The organism is Streptomyces sp. NPDC043996 (genome assembly GCF_056435225.1).
Genome location: NZ_JBWKEY010000011.1, coordinates 323,687 through 344,718, shown reverse-complemented (window position 1 = coordinate 344,718; position 21,032 = coordinate 323,687). Strand labels below are relative to the sequence as shown.

General features: G+C 68.2%; 7 protein-coding genes. All 7 read left to right on the top strand.

Translation table 11 applies throughout. The features are described 5' to 3' along the window. The first annotated feature begins 1,702 nt into the window (after positions 1-1,702). The 7 genes from AC07A4_RS28295 to AC07A4_RS28265 all read left to right on the top strand — a co-directional run bounded on the left by AC07A4_RS28295 (position 1,703) and on the right by AC07A4_RS28265 (position 21,030). Positions 1,703-2,548, top strand: coding sequence for a 3-hydroxyacyl-CoA dehydrogenase family protein (locus AC07A4_RS28295; RefSeq protein WP_478603663.1), 846 nt, complete (start codon positions 1,703-1,705; stop codon positions 2,546-2,548). A 69-nt stretch (positions 2,549-2,617) separates the two neighbouring features. Then, positions 2,618-3,682 (top strand): HAD-IIIC family phosphatase, encoded by a 1,065-nt coding sequence (locus AC07A4_RS28290; protein WP_478603660.1) that lies wholly within the window; start codon positions 2,618-2,620, stop codon positions 3,680-3,682. A gap of 13 nt (positions 3,683-3,695) precedes the next feature. Next, complete coding sequence (locus AC07A4_RS28285; RefSeq protein WP_478603659.1) at positions 3,696-3,968, top strand: acyl carrier protein; 273 nt, start codon at positions 3,696-3,698, stop codon at positions 3,966-3,968. Continuing rightward, the gene (locus tag AC07A4_RS28280; RefSeq protein WP_478603656.1) at positions 3,961-5,112 is read left to right on the top strand and encodes an acyl-CoA dehydrogenase family protein; all 1,152 of its coding nucleotides are present in this window, start codon (positions 3,961-3,963) and stop codon (positions 5,110-5,112) included. The genes AC07A4_RS28285 and AC07A4_RS28280 overlap by 8 nt, the downstream gene beginning before the upstream one ends. Next, positions 5,109-15,218: an amino acid adenylation domain-containing protein gene (locus AC07A4_RS28275; protein ID WP_478603653.1), complete on the top strand. Its 10,110-nt coding sequence runs from the start codon at positions 5,109-5,111 to the stop codon at positions 15,216-15,218. Before AC07A4_RS28280 ends, AC07A4_RS28275 begins: the two co-directional genes overlap by 4 nt. Next, a complete protein-coding gene (locus AC07A4_RS28270; protein ID WP_478603650.1) occupies positions 15,215-16,456 on the top strand; it encodes an ACP S-malonyltransferase in 1,242 nt (413 codons plus the stop codon). Before AC07A4_RS28275 ends, AC07A4_RS28270 begins: the two co-directional genes overlap by 4 nt. Continuing rightward, positions 16,453-21,030 (top strand): beta-ketoacyl synthase N-terminal-like domain-containing protein, encoded by a 4,578-nt coding sequence (locus AC07A4_RS28265; RefSeq protein ID WP_478603648.1) that lies wholly within the window; start codon positions 16,453-16,455, stop codon positions 21,028-21,030. The genes AC07A4_RS28270 and AC07A4_RS28265 overlap by 4 nt, the downstream gene beginning before the upstream one ends. Positions 21,031-21,032: the final 2 nt, after the last annotated feature.

Sequence of the window (21,032 nt, the reverse complement as noted above, 5' to 3'; positions counted from 1 at the left end):
CAACAACCGACTCATCCGCACTGCACCATGCACCTACAAGATCCCGCTCACCGAACTCTTGACATCGTCATCGGGGCCTTAACTTCGTGGGATTGGTCGATCGAGCGCCTGGGCTCGCACCCCGTCGGCCCCGTGTCAGCACCCGCAGGGTCAGGACGCCGGTCTCCCGACACGCCGAACGACAGGAGGACGACCGCCCCGAAACCAGCCGCACCGACACCAGCCGCACCGCCACACGCCTCGGCGTCACCATCCTCGAGCCCGCCGATCCCAGCCCCCACTGCCCGCCGCCTCCCGCGACGACCGGAACACTTCCCTGGTCAACGCCGTCGGCCCCGGCCTCTACACAGCCACCGAGTGGGTACCAACACCCCTACCAGCAGCGGAAATCCGTGGACTACCCGGCCGTGGGTCAAGGTCCCTCTGCTGAGACCAATGGTTCGCCCGCCCGGACCACTGGACACAACCGCACCGGAGCCCCCGCCCCCGACGAGGGGGTCGCCGCGGAAGACCCCTTGATCTCTACCGCCGGGCTCAACGGACTACCCGTGGCTTTTCGTGCTGGACGGAAGCGCCAGAAGTCCCGTCGCCGCAGTTCAGCAGGCACCCTTTCGCATTCCCTGTCCACGGGACGGCCGTCAATCGGTGGATCCAGGCTGATCAGCTCCAAGTGGTCTCATTTGGTGCGTCGCCGGCGGCAGAGGAAAGTGGCGGCGAGGCCGATGGAGGCGAGGGAGCATTCCGGTTTGCGTTCGTAGCATCGGTGTAGGGGGCGGGATTCGATCGGCCAGGTGACGTAGTCGTCGCCAGGTCTGCGTGGAGCTTGCCAGCCGCCCGAGGTGCCGGCCGCGCCGCGAGCGGATCGGCGGGAGGCCCTGCCTCCGCGGCTCGAGTGCCGGGTTGTCGTGGGAGGTTGGCGCCGGGAGTGCCCAGCGACACGGGTGGGCCGGTGCGTTCGGTGACGGGTCGGTCTTCGAGTCGATCACGCACCGCGACGCGACCGGTCCGGCTCGCCGTGGGTACCGAGGTCGTCCCGGACAGGCCGTTGCAGCTTGGCCCACACCCCGTTCTGGACCCTTCGGTGCAACGGCGGTGGGCGGTCGGACCGGAAGGCCCGAACATCGACGTCACCACCCTATGGAAACACTTCCATAACTCGTCCGGCACCAGCCGTTTCACCACTTCCATGCCCCTATTGCGAAGTGAAGCGGTCGCCAAATGAGATCAGTCCAAGCTAAGCGGAAGATAGTCCAACCCTTGCCCAATCCTTTGCGTTGTGCTTCTGTACGTCTTGGCTGCCGCGGACAATGGCATTGAAGAGGGTCCTCATTGGTGCGGTTGCGGCAGCTCCGTAGTCGGATGTGACTCAGTAGTTAAGGGGGTAACTCTGAGGTCATATGACACGACGCCAAGTGCGCCAAATCAGGTGCACGCGTCCTGCGTAACCGCGAAGTGGGCGAAGAACCGTCGCTGGTGCCGCCGCCAACGGCGCTGCTGTGCCACGTGATCTCGGCGGCGAAGTGACATAACCCCGTGCAGCACTGGTGGTCACCAGTGGCCGGGGAAACGGGGGAAGTACTCGAACATCGGGCCATGTCTCCGTTCCGTTGTGCGGAACAAAAAACTCCCCTTGAGACATCCAGCGCGGTGCGGTGCCTGGAGGCACGCGCGCTGCCGAGAGGCCCGTGAGGTGATGAGGAACATGTCGACAGTCGCAGTGATCGGCGCAGGCGTGATGGGCAAGGATGTGGCAATTACTTGCGCCGCCCACGGATACGACGTTGTCTTGGTGGACCGGGACGGCGGCGTTGTTGCCGCGGCGCCTCAGCAGATGCGGAAGTCGTTACGCCGGTATCGGATGATGTCGCCGACGGTGGCCGGCTGGGACTCGGCGGAGATCCTCGGCCGCATCCGCGTGACTACCGACGACGACGCTCTCGACGAGGCGGACTGGGTGGTCGAGAACATCGTGGAGAACGTCGACGCCAAGGAGCAGGTGTACAGCCGTCTCCGTGCGGTATGCCGGGAAGACGTGCAGGTCGCAGTCAACACTAGCTGCATCTCGATCACCAGGATCGCTGCGCTCATGCCGCGGCCGGACCTTGTCGTCGGCATGCACTTCATGAACCCGGTGCCGCTGCTCGGGGGCGTCGAGGTGATTCGCGGTGTGCACACCTCCGACCAGACGGTGAAAGCGGCAGAATCATTTGCCGCCACGATGGGCAAGCAGGCGATCGTAGTCAACGACTCACCTGGATTCGTGTCCAATCGCTTGTCCCACCTGTTCATGAACGAGGCAGCCTTTCTCGTCCAGGACTCGGTGGCTGGGCCCGAACAGATCGATGCCGTTTTCACCCTCGGCTATGGACATGCGATGGGCCCACTGGCCACTGCCGATCTCATCGGACTGGACACCGTCGTCGACTCGCTGGCCGTGCTCTACGACGAGTTCCAGGACTCGAAGTTCAGATGCTGCCCGCTGCTCAAGAAGATGGTCGCTGCGGGGCAGCTAGGACGTAAGTCCGGACAGGGCTTCTATGCCTACTGATTTTTTACCGTACCGATGAACCGAAAATTACGGGGGTCACGTGAATACGATGCGTCCGAGGTCGGCGCGATGACACAGTCGATCGCCGGCCAGTCGGCCGAGGCGGTGACGACGGTCAAGTGCGTCGTATGGGACCTCGACGACACGCTTTGGCACGGCACATTAGCTGACGGTGACGACGTAGTACTGAAGGACGGCGTGGCCGAACTCGTCCGGGCCCTCGATGCGCGCGGGATCCTGCAATCGATCGCGAGCAGGAACAACCATGACGACGCCGTGCGAAAACTGAGCGAGTTCGGCATTGCCGAGTACTTCCTGCGCCCACAGATCAACTGGAACAGCAAGTCCAGTTCGATCGCCGCGATCCGGGAGCAGTTGAACATCGGTATCGACACCATCATGTTCGTCGACGACCAGGCCTTCGAGCGTGACGAGGTGGCGTTCGTCCATCCCCAGGTGGAGACCGTCGACGCGGCGGAGTACCGCGGTCTCGCATCGGCCCCCCGGCTGTCGCCGACCGTGGTCACCGACGACGCGCGGCGACGGCGGCTGATGTACCTGGCGGACGAGGCGCGTACCGAGTCGGAGGTGGCGTACCAGGGACCGCGGGAGGACTTTCTGCGCAGCCTCGGCATGGTGTTCTCGCTTTCCCTGGCCACCCAGGAGGACCTGGCCCGACTGGAGGAACTGACTCGGCGGACCAATCAGTTGAACTCGACCGGCATCCACTATTCGTACGACGACCTCGAGCGACTGCTCGACGATCCCGAACACGACCTGTGGGTGTGCGAGCTGGTCGACCGCTACGGTTCCTACGGCAAGATCGGCATGGCGCTGGTGGCGAAGGACGACCACCGCTGGACGATCAAATTGTTGCTGATGTCCTGCCGGACAGTGTCCAAGGGCGTCGGGACCGTACTGCTGTCCGCGCTCATCCAGCGCACCTCCGAGCAGGGTGTCCGCCTCTTCGCGGACTTCCGTCGCACCGACCGGAACCGCCAGATGCTGCTCACCTACCAACTGGCGAACTTCCAGGTCGTGTCCTCCGACGGCGCGAACTACCTGTACGAGAACGACCTCAGTGTCCACCACGGATACCCCGACTACATCGTGGTCAACGTCGATGCCGAGTGAGGCGGTCAGCGATATGACGAGCGAAACGGAGACGGACGCAGCAGCCGCGATCCGGGCCTACGTGCGACAGCACATGTCCACGTTGGGCGAGGCAGACCTGCACGACGACGACAACATCTTCGAGAAGGGCTTCGTCACCTCGGTCTTCGCCATGCAGTTGCTGGACCATCTCGAAACCACGTTCCGAGTGGAGATTCCCGATGACTGCATCACCCTGGAGAACTTCAGTTCGGTGAACCGGATGGCCGTGATGGTCGGCACGCTGACGGATGGCAACGATGGCTGACACCACCGGGACCGTCGCACTGGCCCGCGCAGCGGCGTTCTCCGCCGCGCTGGCGCCGCGTGCCCAGGAGTTCGACCGCACCGAACGCCTCGCACCCGACGTGATCGACGAGATGGCCGCGGCCGGTTTCCTCGGCGCCGCCATTCCCGTCCGGTGGGGTGGGCTCGGTCTGGACCCGTTGGCTTACGGGGAGTTGACCGAGACGATTGGCAAAGCCTGCTGCTCGACGCGGGCACTCCTGACCGTCCACACCTCCCTGATCGGGGAGACGCTCGCCGCGCGCGGCTCGGACCGGCTCAAGGACAAGTACCTCCCGGACCTGGCCGCCGGGCGGCGCATCGGCTGCTTCGCGCTGTCCGAGCCCGGCGCCGGCTCCGACGCGGCCTCAGTGTCGACCACGTACGTGAACAAGGGCGATGTCTTCGTACTCAACGGCGAGAAGAAGTGGATCTCCTTCGCCGGTCTCGCCGACGTGTTCCTCGTCTTCGCTTCCGACAACGGCGCGGTCAGTGCGTTCATGGTCGACCGGGCCACCGACGGGGTCGAGGTCCACCCGATGTCGGGCCTGCTCGGCAACCGGGCGACCCATATGGCGCGGGTCTCGTTCACTGACGTGGCGGTGCCGAAGGAGAATCTCGTCGTCGGCATCGGCGTGGGGTTCGGGTTCGTCGCCAACACCGCTCTGTTCTTCGGCCGGTACAGCATCGCTTGGGCCGGGGTGGCCATCGCGCAGGCGGCGTTGGAACAGATGTGCGCGTACGCGACGAGCCGGGAGCAGTTCGGCGTGAAGATCGGCGCCCATCAGTTGGTGCAGAAGATGGTGGCCGACGCTGTGACCAACGTCGCCGCCGCCCGTGAGCTGTGCCGCCGGGCCGGCCGGTCGCGGGTCGAGCGCAGCACCGATGCCGTCATGAACACCAACGTGGCCAAGTACTTCTCGTCGACGATCGCCCAGCAGGTCACCTCGGACGCGGTGCAGGTGCTCGGCGGCAACGGGTGCTGGTCGGAGTATCCGGCGGAGCGCCTTTTCCGGGAGGCGAAGATCCTCGAAGTCATCGAAGGAACCTCGCAGTTGCAGCAGATTCTGATCGCCGACCACGGCTACAAGTCGTTCGCAGGGGGATACGGGGGCAGCCTGTCATGACGCGCACCGACGACGCGAGGGGCATACGCCCGCACGGCAACGTACCCCCACATCCCTGGATCCTCGGCGCCGAGACCGACGACACGCTGCGATCCTCGGCACGACGGCTGCGCCGGTACGTCGAACAGGCCGGCCCCGACCCGTGGGCCGTGGGCCGCGCGCTCGCGGCGACGGACCCGCCGCACAGGCATCGTGCGGTCGTGTGGGGTCACGGAGGTGACGTCACAGCCGCACTGACGGCGCTGGAGCACGGCCGGCCCCATGCGCACGTACTCCAGGGCACGGCCCCGCAGGAGACCGACCCGGTGTTCGTCTTCCCCGGTCAGGGTGCGGTGTTCCCCGGTATGGGCGCCGCCCTGCTCGAATCCTCGCCGGTCTTCTCCCGTCGGCTCGGCGAGTGCGCCGAGGCGCTTGAACAGCACGTCGACTGGTCGCTGCTCGACGTGCTGCGCGGCGAGGGCGCCGCTGGACAGGAAGCCGGCCCCGAAGTGGTCGAGCCCGCATTGTTCGCCGTCATGGTCTCGCTGGCCGAACTCTGGCAGTCCCACGGCGTCCGCCCCCGCGCCGTGCTCGGATTCAGCCTCGGCGAGATCGCGGCCGCCTGCGTGTCCGGCGCCCTGTCGCTGGAGGAGGCCGCACAGGTCGCGGTGCTCTGGAGCCGGGCGCACGTTCCCCTGGTGGGTCAGGGGTCGATGGCCATCATCGGGCTCACCGCGGACGAGGTCGCAAAGCGGTTCGGGCCCTCCGGGGCGGGCCTGGACCTCGCAGGACGGCTCGCACCGCGCTCCGTGGTCGTGGCCGGCACCACGCCGGCCATCGAGGAGACGATCGCGGTCCTGCGCGAAGAAGGCACCTACGCCCAGAGACTCTCGGTCGACTTCCCGGCACACTCGCCGCGGGTGGAGGGGCAACGCGAGCACCTGCTCGCCTCTCTCGGTGTCGTGGCCCCGCGCGCCACCGGGCTCCCGTTCTACTCCAGCGTGACCGGGGGGCGGATCGATACCGCCGGCCTGGACGCCGAGTACTGGTACAGCAATCTGCGACAGCCCGTGCTGTTCGAACAGGCGGCTCGGGCGGCCCTGGCCGACGGGCACCCGGCACTGCTGGAACTCAGCGCGCACCCGGTGTTGCTCACCGCGATGAACGAGATCGTGGGCGGTGACGCGACGCCAGTGATCGGCACACTGCGCCGGGACCAGCAGGGGCTGGACCGGTTCCGGGCGTCGCTGGCCGAGGCGTACGTACGTGGCGTCACCGTCGACTGGCGCCCGGTGTTCGAGGGACGCGGGGCAGAGATCGACCTGCCCGACCTGGGTACCCCAGCCATCGACGAAGCCCTCGTGGTCGAGGCCGGCCCCGAACCCGGCCCGGCGGGGGCGGGCGACCCGGTGGACACGGTGTGCGCGCACATCCTCGGTGAGCTGGGCTTCGGTGCCGCCGCGGAGCTGCCATCGCCGGCACCGGGTGCCGCCGCCGTGGCGACTGACGCCGCCGATCCGAGCCTGTTCGACCTGGGATTCGACTCGATCCAACTGGTCCGGCTGCAGACGCGGCTCCAGCGCCACCTCGACGTGACGCTGGAGAGCACCTGCATCATCGACCATCCCAGGATCGGGGCACTGGTCGGCGAGATCCGGCGGAGGCTGGATGGCCGGACCTCGGGCCTGTCCCGTACTGACGCGTCGGCGCCGGCCGCCGCACCGGTGCCGAGGAAGGCCGCGGCGTCGAGGGTGCCATCGACCGAGCGCGTAGCCGTGGTCGGGATGTCCTTCCGGCTGCCCGGCGGAATCCGGACCCGGGAACGGCTCTGGGACGTACTGAGCCGCCAGGAGGACGTGGTCACCGACATCCCGGCCGACCGGTGGCCGCAGAGTCCGCTGGATCTGAGCGAGGTGACCACCACTCAGGGCGGGTATCTGCCCGACGTCGACCAGTTCGACCCGCTGTTCTTCAACATCTCGCCGCATGAGGCCGAACAGATGGATCCGCAGCAGCGGCTGCTCCTCGAGCTGACGTGGGAGGCGTTCGAGGACGCCGGCATCGATCCGTACGCGGCGGGCGACAACGGCCGGGTCGGCACGTTCGTAGGCATCTACAACAACGACTACCGGCAGGTCGGCAAGGATCTGGGCTACTCGCACGAGGCATACGCCTACACCGGCAACATGGCGAACGCGGCCGCCGGACGGCTCTCTTACGTGTACGGCTTCCGCGGTCCGAGCATGGCGATCGACACCGCCTGCTCCTCGTCGCTGTACGCCCTGCATCTGGGTACCCGAGAGCTGAAACAGGGTAGCTGTGACCTGGTCGTGGCGGCCGGGGTGAACCTGATCCTGAGCCCGGAGGGCCACCTGTCGTGGTCCCGGCTTCGGGCCCTGTCGCCGTCCGGGCGGTGCCGGAGCTTCGACGCCGGTGCCGACGGCTACATCCGCAGCGAGGGCGGCGCGGTCGTCGTGCTCAAGCGGCTCTCCGACGCCGAACGGGACGGCGACGGCATCCTGGCCGTGCTCGGCGGTTCGGCGGTGAACCACAACGGCCACAACGGTGGGTTCACCGTGCCGAACGGGACTGCTCAGGCCGGGGTGATCGAGGAGGCCCTCGCCGAGGCGGGGCTCGGGATCGAAGACGTCGCCTATGTCGAGGCACACGGCTCGGGGACGCCGATCGGCGACCCGCAGGAGATCAACGCCCTGGCGCGGGTCTTCGCCGGTCGCTCGACTCCGCTGCGGGTCGGCAGCGTCAAGTCCAACCTCGGTCACCTGGAGTCCGCCGCCGGGATGGCGGCGCTGTGCAAGATCGTGGTCTCACTCGAGCATGGCCGCCTGCCGGGAACACTGCACTTCCGTGCCGGAAACCCGATGGTGGACTGGGCATCGATCCCGATCGAGGTCGTCGGCAGCGAGATGGCGTGGGAGCCCAGCGGTGGCCGCCGGCGTGCCGGCATCAGTTCCTTCGGCATCAGCGGGACCAACGCCCACCTGATCGTCGAGGAGTACGTCCGGCCCCAACCGGCCCTCGCCCCGCTCGACGCGTCGCCGCCCGACCTGCCGCGGTTGCTGCCGGTGTCCGCGGGCTCCGACCGGGCGCTGTGGACCGCCCTGGAGAACCTCGCCGAGTGGAGTTCCCGGACACCGGCTGAGGCGGCTGACATCGCCCGGACCCTGGGCGCCCGGCGAAGTCTCCGGCACCGCGCCGCACTGGTGTGCGCGGACGTCTCCGGCATCCCGGCCGCCGTCGGGACCGCGGTGGAATCCCGATCTTTGACAGCTTCCGGGCGCGGCGGTGCGCAGGAGGTGTTCGTCTTCTCCGGCCAGGGCACGCAGTACCCGGGGATGGCGCGGGAGCTGTACGACCACGCCGAGGCTTTCCGGCACGAACTGGGCGCACTTGACGACCAGTTCCGCAGGGCGGGCGACATCGCGCTGCTGGACATCATGTTCGGCGACGACGCGGACGCGTTCCGGTCACCGCTGTACTCCCAGCCGATGATCTTCGCGGTGGAACTGGCACTGGCCCGGTACTGGACGACGCTGGGGGTGACCCCGGTCGCCGTCATCGGGCACAGCATCGGCGAGTACGCGGCCGCCTGCTTCGCCGGCGTCATGGGGCGTGAGGACGCGGTCGACCTGGTGATGCACCGGGCCCGCGTCATGGAGGACACGCCGCGCGACGGCTCGATGGCGACCCTGCTGTGTTCGCTGGACCGCGCCGAGGAACTGCTCCGGCCGTTCCCGGACGTGAGCGTGGCCGCCGTGAACGCACGGGAGAACGTCACCGTGTCCGGGCTGACCGACAGCGTCAACGCCGCCCTGAGGGCTGCGCGCAAGCAGCGGATCTTCGCCGAGCGTCTGGACGTGTCGCATCCCTTCCACTCCGCCCAGATGGCCCGAGGCGCCGAGCACTTGCACGAGCTGATCCGCGATCGCCGCTTCGATGCTCCCACGATCCCGTGGATCTCCGCCCGGACCGGAGCACCGGTGGGACGCGACAGCACGATCGACGCCGCGTACTGGAGTCGCCATCTGGTCGAGCCCGTCATGTTCCGGGCGGCCGTCGGGTCGGCGTACGGCGCCGGTCTGCGCACCTTCGTCGAGATCGGCGCGATGGCGACCCTCGGTGGCCTGATCGCCCAGGAGTTCCCCGACGAGGTGCTGGTCCTGCCGAGTCTGCGCAAGGGACGTTCGGACGTCCGCCAGTTGCTCGAGAGCGCCGGCCGACTGTGGGAGCACGGCCGCGATCTCGCCTTCGACCGGCTGCCGGGAACGCCCGGACGGCTGGTGCGGGATCTGCCGCACACCCCGTGGGACCGGCAACGAATCTGGTATCCCGACCGCACCGGGAAGGGCTGCGACGTCGTGGAAGCCGACGCTCAGGAGGCAGAGACCACCGCACCGGGCCCCGCGGCCGATCGGGCCCCGGTCCTCGAGTTCGTCAAGCAGGCGCTGAACCAGGTCACCGGAGTCGCCATCGGGGAGATGGAGGAGTCCCTCGAACTGTTCTCGCTCGGGGTCGACTCCCTCATGCTCGTCCAGATGGGCAAACGCGTCGAGAAGGAGTACGACGTCGACATCCCGATCAGGATGTTCTTCGAGTCGCTGCACACCCTCGGTGCGTTAACCGACTTCGTCCTTCGGCACCGGCCCGTCGAGGCGACGGCGAGCGCGGCTCCTGAGCCGATCGCCGCGGCGGCGGCCGGTAGTGCGGCTCAGACCTCGGCGAGCGGTGCGGCGGCCGCCACGGCGGCCACCCCGGACAGCAGCGGTGCAGGCGGTGGAGCAAGTGCCCCCGTACCGGGCCTGGAGGGGGTCATCCGTTCCCAACTGGCGCTGATGGAGCAGCAGTTGCTGGCGCTGACAGGGGCCGCTGGCACCCCGGCACCCGACGCCGCGGCACCCGGTGCTCCGCCGGTACCGGTGCGGACGAAGCAGCAGCCGGCCAAGAAGGTGGGGACGTACTCGAACAACATCGCGCTCGCTGCCGACCGGCTCACCGACGAGCAGAGCCGGTTCGTCCGTGACTTCGTCGTGAAGTACACCGCCAAGACCCACCGGTCCAAGGTCTACGCAAGCGAGCACCGGGAGACCCTGGCCGACTGGATCGCGTCGCTCAACTTCGACCCGAGCCTGAAGGAAACCGTCTACCCGGTGGTCTCGGCCCGATCCCAGGGCGCCTTCTTCTGGGACCTGGACGGCAACGAGTACCTCGACACCGCCATGGGCTACGGGGTGCACTTCTTCGGACACCAGCCCGATTTCGTCGTCGACGCGGTGCGTGACCAGCTCGAGCGCGGATACGAGTTGGGGCCGCAGAACCGGCTGGCCGGCGAGGTGGCCGAACTCGTCCACGAGCTGGCGGGCGCCGAGCGGGTGGCGTTCTGCAACACCGGGACCGAGGCCGTCATGGTGTCGGTACGACTGGCACGAGCTGTCAGCGGCCGCGACCGGATTGCCCGGTTCACCACCTCGTTCCACGGAGCTTACGACGCGGTGCTCGCCGAAGCCGACGGTTCGGACAGCATGCCGATGTCGATCGGCATCCCGCAGTCGATGGTCAACGACACGATGGTGCTCGCCTACGGGAGCCCCGAGGCCCTCGCGCGGCTCCGGGAACACGGCCATGAGCTGGCCGCCGTCCTGGTTGAGCCCGTGCAGTCGCGCAACCCCGGCTTGCAGCCGCGGGAGTTCCTGCGGGAACTGCGGGAGATATGCACGGAACACGGGATCGCTCTGATCTTCGACGAGATGATCGTCGGGTTCCGGATCGAGCTGGGCGGCGCCCAGTCCTACTTCGGCGTCGAGTCCGACATGTCGCTCTACGGCAAACTCGTCGGCGGCGGCATGCCGATCGGCATCATCGCCGGGAAGAGCCGGTACCTGGACGCCGTCGACGGCGGTGCCTGGTCCGACGTCGACGACTCCAAGCCGGCCGTCCCAACGACCTTCTTCGCGGGCACGTTCTGCAAGCACCCGTTGACGATGGCGGCGTGCAAGGCGGTCCTGACCCGCTTGCAGAAATCCGGTGCCGAGGAACTGCCCAAGCTGAACCGGTTCACCGAGGAGTTCGCCCAGCGCGCGAATGACTACTTCGAGGCGGCCGACGTGCCCCTGAGGGTGGGCCACTTCTCCTCGCTGTACCGCTACGAGCCAATGGCCGCCGCGGACATGGCCGGGCTGTCAAGGACGCTGAACCTGTTCTTCAAGCTGATGTCCTACCACGGCGTCTACGTGTGGGAACGACGCACGGCGTTCTTCTCGTTCGCGCACACCCGGGAACACCAGGACCGGATTCTCGAGGCGATCCGCGTGAGCGTGGAGGCGCTGCGCGCCGGTGGCTTCGACTTCCGCCGGGCGGCGTCGTCGCCGGCCGAGGCGACACCGGCCGAGGCGACAGCGGCCGAGGCGACAGCGGCCGAGGCGACGTCGTTGCAGGAGAAGGGGGTCTACGTACTGTCCCGCATGCGCGGCGGCAACGAGGCCTACCAGATCCTCGCAGGACTGCGCTTCGCCGGCCCGCTCGATCCCGACGCGGTGCACCGGGCGTTCGCGGCCATCGCCGCCAAGCACCCGAAGCTGCGGGGCCGGTACGAGATCGACGGCGCCGAGATCCGAGCCCATGTCGAGCCGCACGTCACGGTCGAGTCCCACCTGTTCGACCAGCTCCGGTCCCCGGAGCTGAGCACCGAGGACATCAGGGCGGCGATGAACGCTCCGTTCGACCTCGACACGGCGCCGCTGTGGCGGTACGGCATCGTGATCGACACCGAGGGCTTGTACCACCTGGTGCTCTCGTTCCATCACATCATCGCCGACGGTGCCTCGCTGGAGATCATCCTGGATGACCTCGCCACCCACCTCACGCACGGCAGACTGGTCGAGGAGGAGCCCACCGCCGGGTACCAAGCGCTCGTACGACTTCAGTCCGAGGTGGCCGACCGGCCCGAGTACGAGCGGCACCGGCAGTGGTGGCTGCGACAGTTCGCGACTCCGCCGGAACCGCTGGACGTCCCGTCCGACGCGCCGTATCCCGTGGTGAGCGACTTCGCCGGCCATCATCACTACTTCGAGATCGACAGCGACCTGCATGAGGCGGCCACGGTAGTGATCCGGCGGCACAGGACGACGCCGTTCGTCTTCTACCTGTCGTTGTGGTCGGTGCTGCTGTCCAGGGTCGGCAAGAGCACGGACCTGTGCATCGGTGTGCCGATGGATCAGCGCATCCTCGGCTCGTTCGAGCGGACGGTCGGCATGTTCGCCCAGTCGCTGCCGCTACGGATCAGCCCGACGCCGGACACGCGGGTCAGCGAGCTGCTTGTGCGGGTCCAGGACACCAGTCTCGCCGCCATCGATCACTCACTGTACGCGTACGAGACGCTGGTCCAAGAACTGAATCTCACGCGTGACTACGGCCGCAACCCCCTGTTCGACGTGAACTTCACGTTCACCAACGCCCGTACGCGCGCACACCGGTTCGGCGAGGTCACCGGCACGACCGAGGACTTCGGCGGCGACCGCTCCATGGTGGCACTGAACCTCGAACTCACCGAGCGCGATGGCGGGCTGTACGGCGACTTGAGCTTCGCCGCCTTCTACGGCCGGCAGCGTGCCGCCGAGCTGATGGAGCAGTACCGGGCCCTCATAGCGCAGGTGGTCGCCGATCCCGACCGGACCATCGGGGAACTGCCGCTGCTTGACGACACCGCGCGGGACAAACTGCTGGCTTGGGGGGCCGGGCCGGTTCGCAGCGAACTGCCGGGGCTGACCGAGCTGTTCGAAGAGGCGTTCAAGAAGCACGCCCAGCAACCGGCGATCCGTTTCCGCAGCGAGGATCTGACCTACGAACACCTGGCGCAGCGGGTCGACCGCTACGCCGGACTCCTGCAGGCGCAGGGTGTGGGAACCGGGGACGTCGTCGGACTGCTGTTGCCGCCCTCACCGGACCTGGTCGTCGCGATGCTCGCGATCAACCGGGTCGGGGGTGCCTGGCTCCCGATGGACGTGACGAACCCGCCGGGCCGGCTCCGGTCGGTGATCGACATCGCCGCACCGGTGAAGGTCGTGTGCTCGACGGAGCTTGCCGTCGCTCTGGAGCTGGGAGAGCGAGCCTTGCAGGTCACCGAGGAGTACCTGGCGGCGGCCCAGCCACCGACGGTGGCCCCGGCCGAGGCCGAGGGCCTCGCTTACACCATCTTCACGTCTGGCTCCACAGGCGCTCCCAAGGGTGTCATGGTCACCAATTGCTCCCTGGCCAACTTCCTGTGCGGCATGCCCGACCCGCTCGGCTGGGTGGAGAGCCAGACGGTGGCGTGCCTGACGACGCCGTCGTTCGACATCCACCTGCTGGAGACCCTGTTGACCCTGACCCAGGGCGGCACCGTGGTCGTCGCCGAGGAGACCGATGCGCGCACGCCGACGGGCCTCGCGGCATTCCTGCGCGCCAACGAGGTCGACTACCTCCAGTTGACGCCCACGCGACTGCGCCTGCTGTGCAGCGATCCGCAAGCGGCCGCCGTCCTGGGCACCCTGAAGAAGATCTTCGTCGGCGGCGAGGCGTTCCCGGAGAACCTGCTGGCCGGCCTGAGGTCGCACGAGTCGTTGGAGATATACAACGTCTTCGGGCCGACGGAGACCTGCATCTGGTCCAGCGTCAAGGACCTCACCTCCGACACACCCGTAAGCATCGGGACGCCGATCGCCAACACGACCTTCTACGTGCTCGACGACAACCTTCAGTTGGTCCCGGAGGGCGCCGCCGGGAACCTGTGGATCGGCGGGCTCGGCGTCTCGCCCGGGTACCTCGACCGGCCGGATCTGACCGAGGACCTGTTCCGGGACGATCCGTTCACCGGCGGCCGGATGTACCTGTGCGGTGACCAGGCGTACTGGAAGGACGGCGAGGTCCATTGCCTCGGGCGCATCGACAACCAGGTGAAAGTCCGCGGCTACCGGATCGAGCTCGAGGAGATCGAGCTGGCGATGGCCGGACACGACCTGGTCGCAGGGGCGGCGGCGATCGTCCGGGAGATATCGCCCGGCAACCACGTCATGGACGGCTTCTATCAGGTGCGCGACGGAGCCGCCCTCCGTCCTGACGACCTCAAGCGGTTCCTCGCCCGAAGCCTGGCCGACTACATGCTTCCCGCCACGCTGACGGAGGTGCCGGACATCCCGACGACAACGAGCGGCAAGGTGGACCGGTCGGCGCTGGCACGCGTCGATGTGGCCGACGCCGCCGACGAGCCCGACGTCGGCAACGAAGGCACCCGGTCGCGCGTCGACGAGCCGGTGGTGGCCGCGTGGAAGAAGGTGCTCGGCAATATCCCGATCGGCTACGACGACAGCTTCTTCGACCTCGGCGGGAACTCGTTCAGCCTCGTACTCCTGCTGGAGGAACTGAACACCGCCTTCCCGGACATGCTCGACGTGAGTGACCTGTTCGCCAACCCCACGATCGGGCGGCTGCGCAGCCACCTGGCGACCGAGTTCGCCCGGCGCGCCGGCAACGACGGCCTCGTCGAGGCCGCGATCCCGGTCCCGGCCCCCTGGCAGGCCGACCAGGGGGCGGTCGCCGGACGGGTCGAAACGACCTTGCCGGACCGGATCCGCGACACGCTGAACCGGCTGCGGGACGCCACCGGCGACTCGGACGCCCCCTTGCACGCGGCGTTCGCCGTCACCCTGGGCAAGCTGCTGGACCGCGACGAGGTCACCCTCGGCGTTGTCCGGCCCGCCGGCGATGTGGTGCTGGCCCCGCTCGCACTGGCCGGCAAGACCGATCTGGGCGAGATCGTCAAGGAGTACCGGAGCCACGTCCACTCCGGCGGTCAGATGGTGGATCTGCGGCACGTGCCGCCCACCCGGCCCGGCGTCGGGGCCGTCACCGTCGCCTGCCGTACCAGCGGCACGCAGGCTGACACGACCGAGTTGCTCCGGCACTTCGACATCGTGCTCGCGGTGGACTCCCGCACCGAACGGGCCACCGCCAACATCTCCCATACCCGGACCGTCGACGCCGCACAGATGGAACTGCTCCTGAGCAGCTACATCAAGGTGCTCGGAGTCGTGGACGCCGCCGACTCGAACGCATCGAAGAAAGAGGACCGAGCATGAACAACCTGGTGATCGTGTTCCCCGGTCAGGGCTCCCAGTTCACCGGCATGGGCCGGACCTGGTTCGACACCCACGAGAGCGTCCGTGACCGTTTCACCCAGGCGTCGGAGATCGTGGGCTACTCGCTGGAGGAGCTCTGCTTCTCGGCGCCGCCGACAGAGCTGACGAAGACCCGGCACGCTCAGGTCGCTCTGCTGGTGCTCGGCTACTCGATGCATGAGGTTCTGACCGCGCAGCGCAAGCTCCCGGTCGCGGCCATGGCCGGGCACAGCCTGGGTGAGATCACGGCGCTGGCGTCAGCAGGGGTGCTGAGCTTCGAAGACGCGGTCCGGCTTGTCAAGGTGCGCGGCGAGGCGATGGAGGTCTGTGCCACCGAGAACCGCACAGGCATGATCGCGGTCCGGATGCCGGTCGCCGAGGTCGAGAAACACGTCGACGAGTTCAACGGCGCGAGCCACGACGTCCAGATCGCGAACTACAACGCCGAGGACCAGACGGTACTCTCAGGCACCCTGGACGACCTGAAAGCGATGACCTCCTACCTGGAGGAGCGGGACCACCGGGTCGTCCGCCTCAACGTGGCCGGCGCGTTCCACAGTACGTACATGGCCAGTGCCGTGCCCGCCTATGCCGAGGCGATCGGCGAGATCGAGTTCAGCGCGCCGCAGGTGCCGGTGTACTCCACCATCACCGGCCACGTCTACGGCAGCGCCCAGGAGATCCCCGACGCGCTCGCCCGCCAGCTGACCAGTCCGGTCCGGTGGAGTTCGGTCGTCTCGACGCTGGCCGCCCAGGACGTGAGCCTGTGGTTGGAGTCCGGACCGAAGAAGGTGCTGACGAAGCTGATCGGCGGCGTGGTCGGCTCGGAGGCCGTCTACAGCCTCGACGAGGACACCGCCGAGGCGTACGCGGCAGTTGACCGCCTGATCGCGGCGAAGAAGGCCGAACCCGGACTGGCGGGGTTGTGCATGGGGGCGGCCGCGGCGACGCGGAACCGCAACTTCGACGACACCGAGTACACCGCGGGCGTGCTGGCGCCCTATCGCGCACTCCAGGAACTGAACCGGATGGACAAGGACGAACTCACCGAGGAGCAGAAGCGTTCCGCCGTGGAACTGCTCCTGACGATCATGCGGACCAAGAGGGTTCCCGAGGCCGAGCAGAGCGACCGGATCGCGTCGATCCTGCGCCGGACCGGTGACGCCCTCGAGCCGACATCTGGAGGGTCCACCGCATGACGTCCCTGCTCGGTCTGGATGATCTGGACCTGTCCCGCACCGACTCGGACGACGAGGTGCGCATCACCCGCTCCGGCATGGAGCGGACGACTGCCCCGGTGGCCATCGTCGGGATGAGCGGCCGCGCCGGCGAGGCGGCGAACCTCGACGAGTTCTGGTCGATGGTCCTGCACGGCGAGCAGGGGTACCGCGCCCTGTCCAAAGAGCGCCGTGCCGACATCGACGCGTTCCTGACCGCCCGCGGTGCGCCACTGCCGGAGACCGACGAGCGCTACATCGGCGGCACGCGGATGCCGTCGGTGGCTGAGTTCGACCACAGGTTCTTCTCGTTGTCACCGCTCGAGGCCAAGACCATCGACCCCCATCAGCGGATCTTCCTGGAGACGTCGTGGGCCGCACTGGAGGACTCCGGCTACCTGAGCAAGGAGATCCGGGGCGAGAAGGTCGGCGTCTATGTGGGCATGTCGGCCGACTTCGGGATGGCCTACCGCGCGATCGTCCAAGGGATCGCGCCCGACGCCCCGGAGATCGCCGTCGCCGGCAACATCGCGTCGATCATCGGCAGCCGACTGGCCTACATGCTCGATCTACGGGGCCCATCGATGCTCGTCGACACGGCTTGCTCGTCCGGGCTGACGGCGGTGTACGTGGCCTACCGCGCGATCCAGGCCGGCGAATGCACCATGGCGCTGGCCGGCGCCGTGAACTGTGACCTGTTGCCGCTCGTGGCTGACGAGTCCGGCATCGGCATCAAGTACATCCGCGACAACGCCGCTGCCGACGGACGCACCCGGACGTTCGACCGACGCAGCGACGGCACCAGCGCCGCCGAGGGGTGCTTCGCCTTCGTCCTCAAGGATCTCGACCGCGCCCGTCGCGACGGAGACACCATCCACGCGGTCATCATGGGCGGCGCGGTCAACCAGGACGGGGCTTCCAACGGCATCACGGCTCCGAATGTGGCGGCGCAGGCCGACTTGATCGAGGCGGCCCAGGCCGACGCCGGTGTCACGGCCGACCAGATCAGCTTCATCGAGGCGCACGGCACGGCCACGAAACTCGGTGATCCGGCCGAGATCGGCGGCATCGAGCGGGCATTCTCCCGCCAGACCTCGCGGCGGCAGTTCTGCGGTATCGGTACGGTCAAGACGAACATCGGCCACATGGACAATGCCTCGGGCCTGGCCGGTCTTGCCAAGCTCGTGCTGTCCCTACGCCACCGGACTCTTCCGGCAAGCCTCCATTTCGCCGAGCCGAACCCGAACATCAACTTTCCGCAATCGCCGGTGTACGTCAACGACCGAACGGTCCCGTGGCCCGGCGGCGAACAGGAAACGCGCTACGCGGGGATCAACAGCTTCGGGCTGAGCGGCACGAACTGCCACCTCATTGTCCGCAGTGCCGACCCCGCCCCGGTCCGGGAAGCGCCCCGGCGGACGGGCGAGTGCTTCTTGCTGCCTCTGAGCGCTACGGGCCCCCGGGGCCTGAGCAGGCTCGCGCAGCTTTACCGTGACTTCGTTCTCAGCGCCGACGTGGAGCCGTCCGACTTGGCCTTCACCGCTTCGGTCGGCCGTCTGCACCATCGTTGCCGGGCCGCGTTCGTCTTCGAGGACCTGCAAGAACTCGCCGGCCATCTCGGTACGTTCGTGGACACCACCGGCATCCCCAGCGCCTGTGCCGACGTGAGCCAGGGCGAGTTCCGGCTGGTGCTGGGTGACAGTGAGAAGCGCGACGCGCGTGACGTCACCGAGAGCGAACGCGCGAAGCTGGACCGGGAGGCGACGGCCCTGGTGGCCGAGGTGGACGCCGGTCGCGGCCTGGTCCGCCGACTCGCCTCGCTCTATGTCCGGGGTGCGGAGATCGACTGGCGCGCAGCGATGTCCGAGGGGGCGCGCCGGGTGCCACTGCCGACGTATCCCTTCGAGCGGACCCGGTGTTGGATCGAGGCCGACCGTACGAGCGCCCGGAGTGGCGGGCTGCCGGCAGCGGCCGATGTCGTGCACATGTGGGATCGGGACGTCGTCATCCATCGGCTGCGCCCCGATGACCACTGGGAACTGGCTGAGCACCGGGTCCACGGGGTCAGCGTGCTGCCCGGGACGGGACTGGTGGAGATGATCGTCGCGGCCGCGCAGCAGCGGGGTCGCAGTTCCGCCGGGCTGACCCTGCGGAACGTGGTGTTCGAGACGCCGCTGGCGGTCGCGGACGGCGACGAGGCCGAGGTGCACGTCATCATCGCTGGTGATGACGACATCGCCGACGCCGTCATCACCAGCCGCTCCGCCCATGGCACGTGGGTGCGGAACGCGCGGGCCGAACTCGCCCTTGCCGACCCCGGTCCCGGCGAGCTCCTGCCAGTGGATGACCTACGGCGCCGGCTGAGCCGCTCGATCCCGGAGCCTGACGGGCCGGACCAGTCGAAGGGACTGAAGGCCGGCGAGCGCTGGAACGTGAGCCTGCACGACGCCCTGACCGACGACGAGTCGGCCGAGATCCTGTACGACCTGGAGCTTCCGGCGTGTTACCAGGACGAGATCGGCGACTACGTCCTGCACCCGGCGCTGTTCGACGCAGTCATCAACGCGCCGAGCAACCATGGCGACGACGAGCGGCTGTACCTCCCGTTCTCCTACGGCGCGCTAACCGTCCACGGCCCGCTCCCGGCCCGCGTCGTCGCACACTTCCGGAAGCGGCCGGAGTCGATCCCCGGTCGGTTGTACGCGTTCGACATCCGGGTCGCCGACCCTGACGGCCGCGTCGCGCTGACCGTCGACAACTACTGCCTCGTGTCCGCGGCCGACCTCGATCTGGGGGACTCCTCGGAGTACGGCTACGTGCAGGAGTACCGGCGGACGACGCAAAGCCCGGCCGCGTCGCCCGCAGGCAACGGCACGCGCGCCGTGCTCCTGTGCGGCGACTTCGGGGACGCGTCGGACGGTTTGGGGCGCGCGGTCGAGGCGGCCGGTTACACCCCCGTCCGGGTGGCCGGGCCCGCGGTCGGCGACCCGGACGAACCGCTGGGCGGGGTCACCGAGTTCGCCTTCGGACTGCTGTCGTCAGTCCCGGCGGCCGACACTTCGCTGGCCGAGCAGGTGTCCGGGCCGATCGACCGGGCGGTGTCCATGCTGGGCCGGATCGCGCAGGCCAAACCGGTCGTGCACGGCCACCTGGTGGTCGTGACCCAGGACGCCCTCGCGGTCACCGGCGACGAGACGGACCTCGATCCGGGCCAGGCCGGCGTGCTGGGCGCCATGCGGGTCGCCGCGCTGGAGTACGCGTCGTTACGGATGCGCTGCGTCGACAGCGACGCGCACACCGCGCCGGAGACCCTGGTCGCCGAGGCCGCCGCGATCGATCGGCCGCCGTTCGTGCTCTACCGCGACGGGCAACCGTACGAACCGACCATGAGCAAGCACACCCTCGCGGTCGAGTCCACGCCGTCGCCCGTCGCTGCCGCTGACGGCGTGATCGTCGTCTCCGGCGGCACGGGGGATCTCGGCACCGCGGTGACCGAGTACCTGGTCGGCCACGGTGCGCGCCGGGTTGTCCTGCTGGGATCGCCGGGCGCCGGCACCGAACGGGCGGAGTGGGAACGGTGGTCCGGCGAGCTGGACGCCTTCGAAGTGCTCCGGGTCGACCTCGGCGAACAGTCGGCGGTGCTGAACGCCGTTGACGGCGTCAGGCGGCGGCACGGCCGGATCTCCGGCGTCCTGCACCTGGCCGGTCGGCCCGGCAGCGGGTTCCTCTACGCCAAGAGCGCCGAGCAGTTCGCCGACGTCTACCGGCCCAAGGCGCTGGGGGGTGTGTACCTGCACGAGGCTACGCGCGCCGACGACTTGGACTTCTTCATCACGTTCTCGAGCATCTCCGGTCTGGATCTGGCTCCCGGGCAGACCGACTACACCGCCGCCAATCTCGTCCTGGACAGCCTGGCACAGTACCGGCGCCTGCACGGGTTGCCGGCGATGAGCGTCCAGTGGCCCGCTTGGCGGGAGACCGGGATGGCCTGGCGGCTGGGCGCGGTGGCGGAGGACGAGCGCTTCCTGCCCCTGGACACCGACGAAGCACTCGACGTGTTCGGTGCACTGCTGGCTCGGTCCGACCATCCGGCGATACTCATGCCCGGCCGGATGCGTGCCGCGGGGCCGGCGTCGCGGCCCGAAGCGCAGCGCGGGCCGTCACTGACGAGCACACGCACGGTGACGTTGCACGGCCTGGACACCATCGGCGACGTCGAACGCGCGGTCGCCGCGATATGGGGCGCCACGCTGGACATCACCGAGGCCGACGCCTTTGTGAACTTCGGCGAGTTGGGCGGTAACTCGCTGCTGACTTCGCAAATGTTCAGGCACTACGACGAGCGATATCCAGGAATTATGGATATAACCGACCTGTTCAGATTCACTACGATTGCCGAACAGGCAGCGTATATCAGGTCGCGACTCGACGTCGGGGGTGCTGGGGCCGGGGAGTCGCAGTCGGAGATCGCCAGCGATAGGGACAACATTGACCAACTGCTGGACATGTTGACCGAGGGAACCCTCTCTGTCGAAGAGTCCAAGGGTCTCCTTTAGGG

What these genes read in the sequence shown, in the direction of transcription:
- AC07A4_RS28295 (WP_478603663.1), top strand. Translation starts at nt 1,703, where the DNA reads ATGTCGACAGTCGCAGTGATCGGCGCAGGCGTGATGGGCAAGGATGTG.
- AC07A4_RS28290 (WP_478603660.1), top strand. Translation starts at nt 2,618, where the DNA reads ATGACACAGTCGATCGCCGGCCAGTCGGCCGAGGCGGTGACGACGGTC.
- AC07A4_RS28285 (WP_478603659.1), top strand. Translation starts at nt 3,696, where the DNA reads ATGACGAGCGAAACGGAGACGGACGCAGCAGCCGCGATCCGGGCCTAC.
- AC07A4_RS28280 (WP_478603656.1), top strand. Translation starts at nt 3,961, where the DNA reads ATGGCTGACACCACCGGGACCGTCGCACTGGCCCGCGCAGCGGCGTTC.
- AC07A4_RS28275 (WP_478603653.1), top strand. Translation starts at nt 5,109, where the DNA reads ATGACGCGCACCGACGACGCGAGGGGCATACGCCCGCACGGCAACGTA.
- AC07A4_RS28270 (WP_478603650.1), top strand. Translation starts at nt 15,215, where the DNA reads ATGAACAACCTGGTGATCGTGTTCCCCGGTCAGGGCTCCCAGTTCACC.
- AC07A4_RS28265 (WP_478603648.1), top strand. Translation starts at nt 16,453, where the DNA reads ATGACGTCCCTGCTCGGTCTGGATGATCTGGACCTGTCCCGCACCGAC.